This is a genomic window from Mesorhizobium sp. L2C066B000, from assembly GCF_000502335.1.
Taxonomy (GTDB): Bacteria; Pseudomonadota; Alphaproteobacteria; order Rhizobiales; family Rhizobiaceae; genus Mesorhizobium.
On sequence record NZ_AYWZ01000016.1, the window covers coordinates 40,508 to 54,544 of the forward strand.

The following is a 14,037-nucleotide window of genomic DNA, read 5'->3' on the forward strand; positions in this document are numbered from 1 at the left end:
ACGACATCATGCTCTACTTTTTTGATTTAGAGACGGATTCAGATTTCGGGTCGAACAGACCTGAAATCATACGGCTCTAGGGAGCGAGAGTAAAAGCATCTTGACGAAAAGCTTCGTTTGCGCGGTCGATGTCGGCACCGGGAGCGCCCGCGCGGGCATTCTCGATACGTCAGGCACCTTGCTCGGCCGCGCCGAGCATCCGATCGTCATGAACCAGCCGAAGGCCGATCACGCCGAGCACAATTCGCAGGATATCTGGTCGGCGGTCTGCATCGCGGTGCGTGCTGCGTGCGAAAAGGCCGGTGTGTCAGCCGACGATATTGTCGGCATGTCGTTCGACGCCACCTGCTCGCTGGTGGTGCTGGACAGGAATGCCGGCCAGCTCAGCGTCTCGGTGACGGGCGAACGGCGCTGGGACACCATCGTCTGGCTCGACCATCGCGCCATCGCCGAGGCAGATGAATGCACCGATAGCGGCCACGCCGTACTCGACTATATCGGTGGCGTCATGTCGCCGGAAATGGCGACGCCGAAGCTGATGTGGCTGAAGCGCAATCTGCCGGGAACATGGCATGAGGCCGGCTACCTATTCGACCTTACGGATTTCCTTACCTGGAAGGCGACCGGTTCGCTGGCGCGCTCGCAATGCACGCTGACCGCCAAATGGACCTATCTGGCGCATGAGGACACCGGCTGGCGCCGTGACTTCTTCGACAGGGTCGGGCTTGGCGATCTGTTCGAACACGGCAGCCTGCCGGAGAAGGCAAGTGCTGTCGGCGCAGACATCGGCACGCTCACCCCTGAAGCGGCGGCGGAGTTGGGTTTGAGCGAAAACTGTCGCGTCGGCGCCGGCGTCATCGATGCCTATGCCGGCGCGCTTGGCGTGCTCGGCGGCTTTGCTGGCGACGAGCAGAATATCGGCCGCCATCTGGCATTGATCGCCGGCACCTCGTCCTGCGTCATGGCGATGTCGCCCGATCCGCAGCCTTTCGCCGGCGTCTGGGGTCCATACTATGGCGCCGCACTGCCAAAGCTCTGGCTGTCGGAAGGCGGACAGTCGGCCACTGGTGCCTTGCTCGACCACATCATTCGCTGGCATGGCGCCGGCGGCGAGCCGGATGCGGCCATGCATGCCAAGATCGCCAGGCGCGTCGCTGAACTGCGCAGCACCGAAGGCGACAAGCTGGCGGCGAGGTTGCATGTACTGCCGGATTTCCACGGCAACCGCTCGCCGCTTGCCGACCCGCATGCCGTCGGCGTGGTCAGCGGGCTGACGCTGGATTCCTCCTTCGACAGTCTGTGCAAGCTGTATTGGCGCACCGCCGTCGGCATCGCACTCGGCGTGCGCCATGTGCTGGAGGCGCTGAACGAGAACGGCTATCTCATCGACACGCTGCATGTCACCGGCGGCCACACCAAGAACCCGTTGCTGATGGAGCTTTATGCCGACGCGACCGGCTGCGCGGTGATCGAGCCGCTGGCCGACGAAGCCGTTCTGCTCGGCACCGGCATGGTCGCCGCCACCGCGGCCGGTCTGTTCCCGGACCTGAATGCCGCTTGCGTCGCCATGCAGCAAGGCGGCAGGGCGCGCACCTCGAACCCGGCCGCGTCAGGCCGCTTCGACCGCGACTACAAGATTTTCCTCGAAATGCACCGCCAGCGGCAGGAGCTCGACGCGATCGGCTAGAGCAATTCCAGGAAAAGTGTGAAACGGTTTTCCGTCCGGAATTGCGTACCAAATCTAGGCCTCCTCTCGCCGGCGCAAGGATGCGCCGGTCGCCGCGTCGAACAGATGCACGCTCTCCTCCTCAAATGTGTAGCGCACAGGCGCGCGCAACGCCGGGCATTCGCGGGCCGATACCAATGCGCCGACCTCCTTGCCGCCGCAGGCGAACGTCACCAGCGCGTCATTGCCATGGAACTCGATGAGGTCGGCGGTGCCTTGCAGAAGATTGATGCTCTGAGCGCCGGCGGTCTTCAGGTCCGGCGGTCGGATTCCAAGCACGGCGAGCTGGACGCCGCGCAGATCGAAGCCCGAGCCTTCTATGAAGAAGGTCGAGCCGCCGCCTGTCAGCGTCCAGCGTTCGTCCTTCCGCCCGACGGCCACGTCGATGAAATTCATGTTCGGCGTACCGATGAAGCCGGCGACGAACAGATTGCCCGGCTGGCGATAGATCTCGGCCGGCGAGCCGATCTGTTCGATGACGCCATCCCTGAGCAGCNCTATCCGGTCGGCCAGCGTCATCGCTTCGAGCTGGTCGTGGGTGACATAGACGGTAGTGGTCTTCAGCGACTGGTGCAGGCGGGCGATTTCGACCCGCATATGGTTGCGAAGTTTGGCGTCGAGATTCGACAGCGGCTCGTCGAACAGGAACACTTTCGGCGTCTTGATCATGGCGCGCGCAATCGCCACGCGCTGCTGCTGTCCGCCGGAAAGCTCGGTCGGTTTGCGGGCGAGATAAGGCTCGAGGCCCAGCGTCTCTGCCACCGCTTGGACCCGCTTCTTTATCTCGGCCGCCGAAACCTTCTGCCGCTTGAGTCCGAAGGCGATGTTGTCGAAGATCGTCATATGCGGGTAGAGCGCATAGTTCTGGAACACCATGGCGATGCCGCGCTCGCCGGGCTCGAGATCGTTGACCACTCTGCCGCCGATCGACACTTCGCCGCCGCTGATATCCTCCAGCCCGGCCAGCATCCTGAGCAAGGTCGACTTGCCGCAGCCGGATGGGCCTAGGAACACGACGAACTCATGCTCCTCGATCGAGAGATTGAGATCGCGGATGACGGTGGTAGCCCCATACGCCTTGTCGACATGGGAGCAAACGATCGCGGACATGGTCAGCCCTTCTCGCCGGTAAGCAGGATTTGCAGCTTGACGTCTTGCGGCTTGCCTTGCGCCGCCCGCTCGAAGGCCTTGATGCTGTCGGAGAAATCATAAGTGCCGGTGATCAGCGGCTTGAGGTCGACCTTCCCCGAGGCGATCAGCTGCAGCGCGCGGTCGAAGATGTTGGCGTAACGGAACACCGTCTCGATGCGCACTTCCTTGGAGATCGCCGCCGGAACGTTGAGGCTGACCGGTTCGACCGGCAGTCCGACCAGCACCACCGCGCCGCCCGGCCGCACGACATCGAACAGGTCGGCGAATGCCTTCGGGCTGCCGCTCGCCTCGAACACGATATCCGCGCCCCAATTGTCGGTCGCGGCGGAGACTGCGTCGACCAGCGATTGCTCACCTATATTGACCGGCACGATGCCGGGATATTGTGCGGCAATCTCGAGCTTGGGTGCGGAAAAATCGGAGATCAGCACCTTCGAGCAGCCGCCGGCCAGCGCCGCCAGCGCGATCATGATGCCGATCGGGCCGCAGCCGACGACGACGGCGACGTCGCCAGGCACGATGCGGGCGCGGCTCGCCGCCTGCATGCCGATAGCAAAGGGTTCGACCATCGCGCCTTCGGCGAAGGTGACATTGTCCGGCAGTCTGTAGGTGAAGGCGGCCGGGTGCACGGCATAGGGCGCCAGCACGCCATGCACAGGCGGCGTCGCCCAGAAGGAGACGTCAGGGTCGACATTGTAGATGCCGAGCCTGGTCGCGCGCGACGACAGGTTCGGCACGCCCGGCTCCATGCAGACGCGGTCGCCGACCTTCAGCGTGCCGACATTGGCGCCGATCTCGACGATCGTTCCCGCGGCTTCGTGGCCGAGCACCATCGGGGCCCGCACGACATAGCTGCCGATCGCGCCATGGGTGTAATAGTGCACGTCGCTGCCGCAGACGCCGACCGTGTGGATGGCGATCTTGACATCGCCCGGTCCGACGTCGAGCGGCAGCGCGATCTCGCGCAGCGACAGTTCGCCTTTTTTCTCAAGCACCAGTGCCCGCATAGGTAAGTCCTCGCATCAAGTCTTTTTTTGCCGGAAAACGGAATTCAGGAAGCCGCTGAGCACGCCGAGGAACAGCAGCGGCGGTAGCGACAACAGCACGACCGAGGCGTTGAGGATTCCCCACGGCACGTTCATGCCTTGCTGTGAAAGTTCGGAAGCGACGATCGGCAATGTCTTGGCGTTGGAACTGGACAGCATCAGCGCGATCAGGAATTCGTTCCACACCAGCACGAAGCTGAAGGCGACGGCGCCGATCAGCGAGCGCGCCGCTACCGGCAGCGCAATGCGCCAGAACACCGAGTAAGCGCCGTAGCCGTCGACGAAAGCGGCTTCCTCGATTTCCTTCGGCACGGCCTGGAAGGCGGGAATGGCGAGCCACATGATCACCGAGATGGTGAGCAGCGAATAGGTGACGATCAGCGCCGGCAAGGTGTCGTAGAGCCCGATCTGCAGCCAGATCACCATCAGCGGAATGGCGACTGCCACCGGGGGCAGGAAGCGCAGCGACAACACGAAGAACTGGATGTCGCCAGCGAAGCGATTGGGATAGCGCGCCACCGCATAGGCTGCCGGAAGGCCGAGCATGACGCCGATCAGCACGGCGACGCCGCAGGAAATGACCGAGTTATAGAGACCGGTCATGACGCTGTCGCGGCCGATGATGTAGCTGATATTGTCGAAGGTCGGGGTAAACACCAGGCGCGGCACGCGGGTGATGATGTCGACATTGTTCTTCAGCGAATTGACCGCCGTCCAGGCGAGCGGAAACACCGCCATGAAGCCGGCGAAGGCCAGGATGATCTTGCCGATGAGGCGGCCCGGTCTCATGCGATACGGCCTCATGCCTGCACCCGCTTCCACAGCATGGTGAAGGTGATGACAGTCGCGATCATCATCAGCACCGCCATGGCCGAGGCATAGGACACCTTGCCGGATTCGATGAAGCCTTGCGAGAAGGCGTACATGTCGAGCGTCTCGGTCGCCACGCCCGGCCCGCCGCGCGTCATCACATAAATCAGGTCGAAGGAGCGCAGCGATTCGATCATCTTGACGAACATCAGGCTGATCAGCGGCGCCTTCAGCATAGGCAAGGTCACATAGGCATGGATCTGCCAGCGTTTGGCGTGGTCGAGCCGCGCCGCTTCGATCGGCTGCGGCGGCAAGGTCTCCAGAAGCTTCAGCACGATGACCGCGAAGAACAGTCCCCACTGCCAGACATCGACCGAGGCGACGGCAAACAAAGCCGTCGACGGCTTCGACAGCGGGTCGAAGATCAGCCCGCCGGTGATCAGCCTGTAGGGATAGGTGGCGATGCCGTAGAGCGGATGATAGGCGAACTTCCACACGAAAGCCGCCGACACGCGCGGCAACAGCACCGGGATGATGAACAGCAGGCAGTAGATGTTGCGCAGCCGCGGCGACGCCACTTCGAACATCAGCACGCCGAGCCCGATGGCCACCATCATCGTTGCCACCACGGTGACGATTTCCCACTTCACCGAGACCCAGACCGCGTTGAGGAAACGCCGGTCGGCGAACAGGTCGATGAAGTTCGACAGCCAGACCCAGGAATAGTCCGACGAACTCAGCTCGCGGTTCTGCAGCGCAATGACGATGGCGTACAGCGTCGGCACCATCGACAGCACCAGAAGAATGGCGAGCGTCGGAACCAGAAACGTCACGGGCAGGGAAGAGCGTCGGCGCATTGCCTATCCTCGGGCTGTGCCTTTTTGGGGAGAACCCGCGGCGCACAGGTCCCGGCATCCGGTCGAATGCCGTGGACCGCGCGCCGCGGGCGGGAGGATTACTTCTTCTTCACCAGCTCGTTGGCGTAGGCCTCGAGTTCGTCGAGGCCGCCCTTGACGTCGGTGCGCGTGCCGGTGACCAGCTCTTCCAGGATGATGCCCCAGCGGTCGCCGAGATCCGGCCAGCGCGGATCCTGCCAGAAGTTCACCGCCGTCACCTTGCCGGTATCGGCAAGCGCCTGGCCGAGATCGGCGCCATAGATGTCGGCGAACTCCTTGCTGGACAGCACGCTGGTGCGGTTGAGCTCGCCGAATTGGTGCGCGTCGAGCCGGCGCTTCTCGTTCTCCTTCGACGTCGCCCAGGCGATGAACAGGCCGGCGCATTGCTTCGCGGCGTCATCGGCATTGGCCTTGGCGGCGATGGCGAGGCCGTGGCCGTAGCCGCCGCCGGTCAGTGGCGAGGGCGGCGGCAGGAAGCCGATCTTGCCGACCACTTGCGAGGTCTTCGGGTCGACCGCCATGCCCGACAGCGGCGTCGATTCGACCAAGATGGCAACCTGGCCCGACAGGAAGGCGCCGGTCGATTCATCCCAGCTGCCGGTCTGCGTGCCGGGCGCTGAATCCTTGAACAGTTTAAGATAGGTCTCGGTCGCTTTGACCGCGGCCTCGGAGTTGAAAGCCGGCTTGTCACCGTCGAACCATTTTCCGCCATAGGCCTTGAAGAACGGCATCCAGCGCCAGACATTGGCGCCCGAGCCACGCGCGCCGCGCAGCGCGATGCCGTACATGCCCTTGTCGGGATCGGTCAGCTTCGGCACGTCGGCGATCAACTCGTCCAGCGTCTTCGGCGGCTGGATGCCGGCGGCTTCCAGAATGTCCTTGCGGTAGACCATCAGGTCGCCGCCGCCGGTCAGCGGCGCGAACCACACTTTGCCGTCATAGGTGGCGACCTTCTGCCGGCCCGGGTCGAAATCGGCGTAGTCGTAGTCAGCCGGGTAATAGTCGGTGAGCGGCACGATCCATTTCGACGAGGCGAACAGCGCGACATTGGCTTCGTCGACATAGTAGACGTTGTAGTTGCCGACCGTGGACGCATCGGCGCGCGACTTTGCCCGGCGGTCGTTCTCGTTGAGATAGTCGATCTGGAAGCTGGCGCCGGCCAGTTTCTGGAACTCGTCCTTGGACGCCTCCAGCAGCGTCAGCCCGTCACGCGGTTGCGCCAGCACCTTGACCGGCGCCGAGCAGACCGGCGCCGCCAGCGCCATGGTCGAGAGGGTCGTGGTAAGCATGAAAGCTGCGCTTATGCTCGCAGCAAGCCGAATTGGTTTCATTGATTTTCTCCTCCAGGAACAGTCGCAGGAAGCGGAAGTCTTCGGTTGCGCGATCCTCGCCATCGCCCGAGCGACAAGCCACCCATCGCCAAAATGAGGAGTTGCTAAAGGCCGCGCTAGAAGCCCCGTTGCAGCAGACCTGTACTTTTATGCATTGTGCGCTGCAAAATCCGGCCCGCCTGCACGGCCTCTGTCACATGAGTACCGATGGAGTGAGGAAGGCCGGTTTTCAGGCGCGCATCGTCATCCGCTGCTTCGACAGCTTGCGGTAGGATGACGGCGTCATCCGGTGCTTGCGCAGGAAGGCGCGGTTGAAGTTGGAGATGTTCATGTAGCCGACCTGGAAGCAGATGTCGGTGATCGGAATATCGGTGTCCGCAAGCAGCTTGCAGGCTTGCCAGAGCCGGAGCTTGGCGATGTGGTCGCTGAAACTGTTGCCGGTGTTTTTCTGGAAGAAGCGCGAAAACGTGCTTTCGCTCATCCCCGCCAGCTCCGCCGCCTCCGGCAGCTTCAGATCCTCGGCGAAATGCTGGAAGAGATAGGTCAGCGTGCGCTGGATGATGTCCAGCGAGGTTGCGTCGAGCGCGGGTGAGAAATCCGGCGAGGACAAAAGCTCGTATTCGTCTGTCCTGGCCAGCAGATCGACCAGTTCGAGGAAGAGGCAAAACCGGGCGAGCCCGTGCACCGTGCCCATCCGTTCCATCAGCGCGGCGCCTTCGAGCGCGGCGCGGCCATGGAAGACCAGGCCGCGCAGCGATCGTTCCAGGAACGGTTCCAGTTCGCGCAACTCCGGCAGGAGTCCCGCCGATCCGCGCAGCCGCTGCGGATCGAATTGCAGCACGATGTCGCGTCCTTCGATCAGCTCGCCGGGTTGCACCGATGTCACCCAGTCATGCGGCAGCCCGCCGCCGACGATGCTCAGGTAGCCCGGCCCGAATTCGCCGATGTGATCGCCGACCAGCGCGACCCCGGAAGACTTCCTCAGGAGATGGATCTCGTATTCCGGATGAAAATTCCAGACATTGCGCTCCCAGGGATAGTCGTCGAGCCGCCACAGGAAACTGTCGCTCGCCTCGGTGACGATGTGCTCGAAAGCGGGCACCGTGCGCGGGATTGCAGCCGTGTTCTTTCTGCGCCTGAATGCCATCGTCTGTTCTCCGGGGCGAATGAGGAAGCGGACCGGTTTCGGGTAATCCGTAGCAGTCTGTCGCCGGGAAGTGAACGATGTCTGCCTCAGCGAGTTCAACGCCGGCTCTCGATGATCTCGATGAAGCGGGCGAACAGCCCGGCTTGGGATTTGATGCCGAGTTTGCGATGGATGTTGCGGCGATGGACCTTCACCGTTCCCGGCACGATGCGCATGGCTCTTGCGATCGACTCGGTGGAATGCCCCTGCAGCACCAGATCGACGACATGCTTTTCGCTCGGGGTCAGCGACAGGCTTTCCCAAATGTGGGCGCGGTCGAACTCGTTGACGGCGGCGATCGTCTCGCCCTGCTCCGCTTCGTCCTGCTCCTCGGCCGAAAGTGCGGGCCAGCGCAACCGGGCGAAGTTGATGACCGCCGGCGCCATGTCGCGCAGCAGCCTGGCATCGGCGGTGCCGAAGGGACCCGAGGCGTGCAATCGCATCAGCGACAGCACCAGCGCATCCTTGCCGGGCAGCGGCACAAAGAAGCCGACTTCTTCGGCGAGCCTTGTCTGGCTGTAATAGGTGCGAAAATACTCGCTGGCATAGAAGCGGTCGGGCGCCAGTTCGCGCATGCGCCAAAAACCCTCCTTACGCTCCACCGCCGCATGATGAAACGGGTCGAGCAGATAGGGTCCTTCTTGATAGAGCGTGACGAAGACATGGCTCTCGTCAGGCGAGAAGGTTTCGAACAGCAGCGGCGGTCGCGAGGCGCCGCGATAGCCGAAGATCACGCAGTGGTCGAAGCTGACATGCTGCCTCAGCCAATCGACCATTGCCTGGCCGAACAGGCCGCCGCTCGTCTCTCGTGTCGCCGCGACAAGGGCTGCGAGCCGGCTGTATCCGTCGCTGCGGGACACACTCAAACTATACCCCCTTAAACGAGAAAATAGATCAGATATACCACCAGCGAGGTATATACTAGCCGCCATTGGCTCTGGTAGCGTCCTGGAGTAGCCCTGTTGCTGGAGCCAGCACTTTGACCGCAGTGCCCGACATCGAGTTTCGCGGCGTCACCAAGCGCTATGGCGCCGTGACCGCTGTCAGCGGCATCGATCTGGCTGTGCGGCCCTCCGCCTTTGTCGCCCTCCTCGGACCGTCCGGCTGCGGCAAGACCACATGCCTGCGCATGATCGGCGGCTTCGAGCAGCCGAGCGAAGGCCAGGTGTTCATCCGCGGCCAAGACATGGCCGGCACGCCGCCCTATCGCCGCCCGGTCAACATGGTGTTCCAGCAATACGCGCTGTTTCCGCATCTCGATGTGGAAGCCAATGTATCCTACGGGCTGCGCCAGGCACGGCCACGCCTATCGTCGCAGGAAATCGGCCGGCGCGCCGGCGAGGCGCTCGAAATGGTGCGGCTCGCCGGCTATGGCCGCCGCAAGATCCACGAACTCTCCGGCGGCCAGCAGCAGCGCGTCGCGCTGGCGCGCGCACTGGTCAACAAGCCGGCTGTGCTTTTGCTCGACGAGCCGCTGGCAGCGCTCGACAAAAAGCTGCGCACCGACATGCAGATCGAGCTGCAGAACCTGCAGCGCGAGATCGGCATCACCTTCGTGCTGGTCACCCACGACCAGGAGGAAGCGCTGTCGATGAGCGACTTCGCCTGCGTCATGAACGGCGGCCGCATCGTACAGCTCGGGCAACCAAGCGAGATCTATGACGAGCCGGCCGACCTGTTCGTCGCCGACTTCGTCGGCAAGACCAATCTGTTGAGCGGCAAGGTTGCCGGGCATACAGGCGATCTGGTCAATGTGGCGCTGGCGGACGGAACCGTCATTGCCGCGCGCAAACGAACCGCCTTGCAGCAGGGCGAGACCGTTTCTGTCAGCCTGCGCCCTGAATCGCTAAGCCTCGGCGCCACGGAAGGCAGCCCGTTCAAAGGCATCGTGCGCAACCGGATCTTCTTGGGCTCGACGGCGGAATACGCCATCGAGGTGCAGGGCATCGGAACGCTGCTGGCCAAGGCCGACCATGTGATCGGCCATGGCAACCTCTTCAAGCCGGGTGAACCCGTCGCCATCGGCTTTGCCTCCGGGACGCCGCTGGCGTTTCCGGAGACCAAGAACAACGGGACCAACCAGAGGGTAGCAAAAAATGTCGAAATCATATCGTGACGGACTGCCGATTAGCCCTGAGAACTTCGTCGACCAGCTGATGCGCCTGAAGCGCGGCTCGATCGGCCGCCGCGACTTCCTCGGCCTCACCGGCCTTGGCATCGCAACCGCGGTGATGGCGCGCGAGCTCGGCATCATGCCGACGCCGGCCTTTGCCGCCGAAAACCTTGGCGACCGCATGTCGATCGCCACCTGGCCGAACTATCACGACCCGCAGACCTTCGAGAATTTCAAGAAGGACACCGGCGTCGCCGTCGAGGTCAACGTCTTCGGCTCCAATGAGGAGATGCTTGCCAAGCTGCAGGCCGGCGCCTCGGGCTGGAGCCTGTTCGTGCCGACCAACTACACGATCTCGACCTACAAGAAACTCGGCATCATCGATCCGCTCGACATGGCCAAGCTGCCGAATTTCGACAGCTCCCAGGAGGACCCGCGCTTCACCTCGGAAGGTACGATCGACGGCACGACCTACGCGGTGCCGAAGAACTGGGGCACCACGGGCTTTGCCGTCAACACCAAGAAGCTGGCCAAGCCGATGACCAGCTGGAAGGAATTCTGGGACGTCGCCATGGCTGAGGGCGATGGCCGCACCATGGTGCACGACTACCAGCTGACCACCATCGGCAACGCGCTGAAATATTACGGCTATTCCTTCAACTCGCTGAAGCAGGATGAACTCGCCAAGGCCGAGGAGCTGCTGCTCAAGGTCAAGCCGCATCTGTTCGCGGTCTCGTCCGACTACCAGCCGGGCATGCGGGCGGGCGACGCCTGGCTGACCATGTGCTGGACGAATGATGGCGCACAGCTGCATCGCGATATCCCGGAGATCGCCTATGTGCTGGGCAAGGAGGGCGGCGAGATCTGGACCGACTTCTACGCCATCCCGAAGGACGCGCCGAACAAGCCGGCCGGCTATGCCTTGCTCAATTATCTGATGACCCCGGAGGTTGCTGTGAAGGAGCATCTCGCCAATGGCGCGCCCTCGACCGACGCACGCGTCAACAAGCTGCTGCCCAAGGAAGTGCTCGACAATCCGATCCTTTACCCGGCGGCCGACCTGTTGACACCGCTTGAGTTCGGCGCGGCGGCAACACTGACCGATCCGGGTCGCGCCGAGCTGATGGCGCGCTTCAAGTCGGCTTGAGGCTGGCCTGACGCAAACGAAAAACCGGCGGGCCTAGGTCCGCCGGCATCGGGGCGGTTTCCATGCACGGCAACAGATTTCGGCATAACATCCTGACAGCGCTGCTGCTCGCTCCGGCTACAGCGTGGCTGGTGGTGTTTCTGGTGTTGCCGTTCGTCGCCATTGCCGTGTTCAGCGTCGGCGAGCGGGCGCCGGAGGGCGGCTACCAGGCCGCCTTCACGCTGGCGCAATACGCCAACCTCCCGGCGCGGGCGACCGCCTTCTGGAACACGATGATGCTGGCGCCGGTGGGCGCGCTTGCCTGTCTGCTCGTCGCCTACCCGGTCGCCTACTACCTTGCCCTGAAGGCGCCGGAGCGCTGGCGGCTGATCCTGCTTGCGCTCGTCGTCATTCCGTTCTGGACCAGCCTTTTGATGCGCACCTACGCCTGGATGTACATTCTGGGCGGACGCGGCATTCCCGCACTGCTGGCCTTTGTCGGCATCGAGGATGTCAGGCTGATCAACACGCCGGGCGCCGTTCTGCTCGGCATTGTCTACGGCTATTTGCCCCTGATGATCCTGCCGATCTATGTCAGTCTCGAGCGGCTCGACCGAAGGCTGCTGGAAGCCTCCGCCGATCTCGGCGCGACCCCGCTCTCAACCTTTCTGGGAGTGACGCTGAAGCTGTCGCTGCCGGGCGTGATGACCGGCTTCTCGCTGGTCATGATCCTGCTGCTCGGAGAATACCTGATCCCGACGCTGCTTGGCGGCGGCAAGGTGTTCTTCATCGGCAATGCGCTGGTCGACCTGTTCCTGCAGTCGCGCAACTGGCCGTTCGGATCGGCCATCGCCATCACGCTGGTGGCGGTTTCGGTGGTGGTGCTGATCGCGGCAAACCGCATTTCGACACGGGTGTCGGGCGCCCGCAGGGTGGATCTGATCTGATGCGCGCCTTCGTCACCGCCGTCTTCGCCTTCCTCTATCTGCCGATCGCGCTGGTCGTGCTGTTCTCCTTCAACGCCGGCCGCCATGCCAGCGAGTTCACCGGCTTTTCGGTGCAATGGTACGGCACGGCGCTGTCGAACCCGTTCCTCGTCGAGGCGCTGAAGAACAGCCTGTTCATCGCCACCACCAGCGCGCTTCTGGCGGCGGTGTGCGGCACGGCAGCGGCGCTCGGCCTGGCGCGGGTTGGGCTCAGAACCCGTGCCGTCTTCGACGCGCTGATGGGTGCCGCGATTGTCGTTCCCGGCGTCGTCATCGGCATCTCGACGCTCGTCGCGCTGGTCCAGTTGTTTGGCGTGCTCAATCCGTTCCTGGCCTCGATCTGGCCAAACGACCAGCCGCCGCGCCTGTCGCTCGGCTATGGATCGATCATCGCCGCCCACGGCCTGTTTTCGATGGCGCTGGTAACGATGATCGTCGGCACGCGTCTCGCCAGCCTCGACCGCAACCTGGTTGAGGCCTCGAGCGATCTCTACGCCACGCCGCTGACGACGTTCCGCTCGATCGTGCTGCCGCAGATCATGCCGGCTGTGGTCGCCGGTTTCCTGCTCGCCTTCACCTTCTCCTTCGACGATTTCATCGTCGCCTTCTTCGTCGCCGGCGCGCAGACGACGCTGCCGATCTATGTCTTCGCCTCGATCCGGCGCGGCGTGACGCCGGAAATCAACGCCATCGCCACCATCGTGCTCGTCGCCTCGGTTCTTCTGGTGGTGCTTGCCCAATGGCAGCTGCGCCAGCGCCAGCCGTCAAACTGAACAAGCCATCCAGCTGAAAGACAAATTCATGCTCCTCAAAGACCGCATCGCCGTGGTGACGGGCGCCGGTTCCGGCATCGGCCGCGCCGGCGCCATGATCATGGCCAGGGAAGGCGCGCTGGTGGTCATCGCCGACCGGGACCTGGCCAGCGGCGAGACCACGGCGGCGGACATCCGGGCAGTGGGCGGGCAGGCCGAGGCCGTTGTCACCGACGTCTCTGACGACGCCGCGGTCGAGAAGCTCATCACAGGCACTCTCGGCAAGTATGGCCGCATCGACATTCTGCACAATCACGCCGGCATCCAGGTCGGCGGCACGCTGACCGAGGTCGAGGTCGATGGTATGGATGCGTCATGGCGCATCAATGTACGGGCGCAGTTTCTGGCCGCGCGGCTGGTCATGCCGGCAATGGTCGCGCAAGGCGGCGGCGTCATCCTCAACACGGCCTCGAACTCCGGCGTGTTCTACGACCGCGAGATGATCGCCTATGCCACGTCCAAACATGCCGTGGTGGCGATGACCAGGCAGATGTCGCTCGACTATGCCCGCCACAATGTGCGCGTCAACGCGCTCTGCCCGGGCTGGGTCGACACGCCCTTCAACGAGCCGTTCATCGCCCAGATGGGCGGACGCGAGGCGATCGAGACCTATGTCCGCACCAAGATCCCGATGGGGCGCTGGGCGAGCGCCGAGGAGATCGCCGAAGCGATCCTGTTCCTCGTTTCCGACCGCTCATCCTTCATGACCGGCCAGGCGCTGGTGATCGACGGCGGCGAAAGCATCGGCTGATCCAAGGGCGGCCGGATAGGAGGGTTCCCGCCTCTGGCTCAATCGCCGGCTGCCCGTCCTCCCTTGCCTTCATCTCGCATTTCGTCCAATAGAACGACACAA

The 14,037-nt window shown here is 63.4% G+C and carries 13 protein-coding genes; 6 read left to right on the plus strand and 7 right to left on the minus strand.

What is annotated here, in order from left to right:
• Nucleotides 1-100: 100 nt before the first annotated feature.
• Nucleotides 101-1,687 (plus strand): FGGY-family carbohydrate kinase, encoded by a 1,587-nt coding sequence (locus tag X733_RS141455; protein ID WP_023819725.1) that lies wholly within the window; start codon nucleotides 101-103, stop codon nucleotides 1,685-1,687.
• A gap of 54 nt (nucleotides 1,688-1,741) precedes the next feature.
• On the opposite strand, the gene ugpC is transcribed toward X733_RS141455, so the two are convergent.
• The 7 genes from ugpC to X733_RS141420 all read right to left on the minus strand — a co-directional run bounded on the left by ugpC (nucleotide 1,742) and on the right by X733_RS141420 (nucleotide 9,007).
• Nucleotides 1,742-2,836 carry a sn-glycerol-3-phosphate ABC transporter ATP-binding protein UgpC gene (ugpC, locus tag X733_RS141450; protein WP_023819726.1) on the minus strand — a complete coding sequence of 365 codons (1,095 nt, stop codon included), beginning with the start codon at nucleotides 2,834-2,836 and terminating at the stop codon, nucleotides 1,742-1,744.
• A 2-nt stretch (nucleotides 2,837-2,838) separates the two neighbouring features.
• Nucleotides 2,839-3,885: an NAD(P)-dependent alcohol dehydrogenase gene (locus X733_RS141445; protein WP_023819727.1), complete on the minus strand. Its 1,047-nt coding sequence runs from the start codon at nucleotides 3,883-3,885 to the stop codon at nucleotides 2,839-2,841.
• A 15-nt stretch (nucleotides 3,886-3,900) separates the two neighbouring features.
• On the minus strand, nucleotides 3,901-4,713 hold the full coding sequence (locus X733_RS141440) for a carbohydrate ABC transporter permease (protein WP_023671259.1): 813 nt from the start codon (nucleotides 4,711-4,713) through the stop codon (nucleotides 3,901-3,903).
• An 11-nt stretch (nucleotides 4,714-4,724) separates the two neighbouring features.
• On the minus strand, nucleotides 4,725-5,591 hold the full coding sequence (locus X733_RS141435) for a sugar ABC transporter permease (protein ID WP_023683583.1): 867 nt from the start codon (nucleotides 5,589-5,591) through the stop codon (nucleotides 4,725-4,727).
• 98 nt (nucleotides 5,592-5,689) lie between these two features.
• The gene (locus X733_RS141430; RefSeq protein ID WP_023693095.1) at nucleotides 5,690-6,961 is read right to left on the minus strand and encodes a sugar ABC transporter substrate-binding protein; all 1,272 of its coding nucleotides are present in this window, start codon (nucleotides 6,959-6,961) and stop codon (nucleotides 5,690-5,692) included.
• 229 nt (nucleotides 6,962-7,190) lie between these two features.
• On the minus strand, nucleotides 7,191-8,108 hold the full coding sequence (locus X733_RS141425; RefSeq protein ID WP_023819728.1) for an AraC family transcriptional regulator: 918 nt from the start codon (nucleotides 8,106-8,108) through the stop codon (nucleotides 7,191-7,193).
• Nucleotides 8,109-8,203: 95 nt separating this feature from the next.
• Nucleotides 8,204-9,007, minus strand: coding sequence for a LuxR C-terminal-related transcriptional regulator (locus X733_RS141420; RefSeq protein ID WP_023819729.1), 804 nt, complete (start codon nucleotides 9,005-9,007; stop codon nucleotides 8,204-8,206).
• Nucleotides 9,008-9,126: 119 nt separating this feature from the next.
• Here X733_RS141420 and X733_RS141415 point away from each other — a divergent pair, with 119 nt between their 5' ends.
• From X733_RS141415 to X733_RS141395, 5 genes are all read left to right on the plus strand, one after another.
• Complete coding sequence (locus X733_RS141415; protein WP_023819730.1) at nucleotides 9,127-10,263, plus strand: ABC transporter ATP-binding protein; 1,137 nt, start codon at nucleotides 9,127-9,129, stop codon at nucleotides 10,261-10,263.
• Complete coding sequence (locus X733_RS141410; protein WP_023819731.1) at nucleotides 10,244-11,407, plus strand: spermidine/putrescine ABC transporter substrate-binding protein; 1,164 nt, start codon at nucleotides 10,244-10,246, stop codon at nucleotides 11,405-11,407. Before X733_RS141415 ends, X733_RS141410 begins: the two co-directional genes overlap by 20 nt.
• 62 nt (nucleotides 11,408-11,469) lie before the next feature.
• A complete protein-coding gene (locus tag X733_RS141405; protein WP_023819732.1) occupies nucleotides 11,470-12,333 on the plus strand; it encodes an ABC transporter permease in 864 nt (287 codons plus the stop codon).
• On the plus strand, nucleotides 12,333-13,145 hold the full coding sequence (locus tag X733_RS141400; RefSeq protein ID WP_023703706.1) for an ABC transporter permease: 813 nt from the start codon (nucleotides 12,333-12,335) through the stop codon (nucleotides 13,143-13,145). Before X733_RS141405 ends, X733_RS141400 begins: the two co-directional genes overlap by 1 nt.
• A 28-nt stretch (nucleotides 13,146-13,173) precedes the next feature.
• Nucleotides 13,174-13,935, plus strand: coding sequence for a glucose 1-dehydrogenase (locus X733_RS141395; RefSeq protein WP_023752495.1), 762 nt, complete (start codon nucleotides 13,174-13,176; stop codon nucleotides 13,933-13,935).
• Nucleotides 13,936-14,037 lie beyond the last annotated feature (102 nt).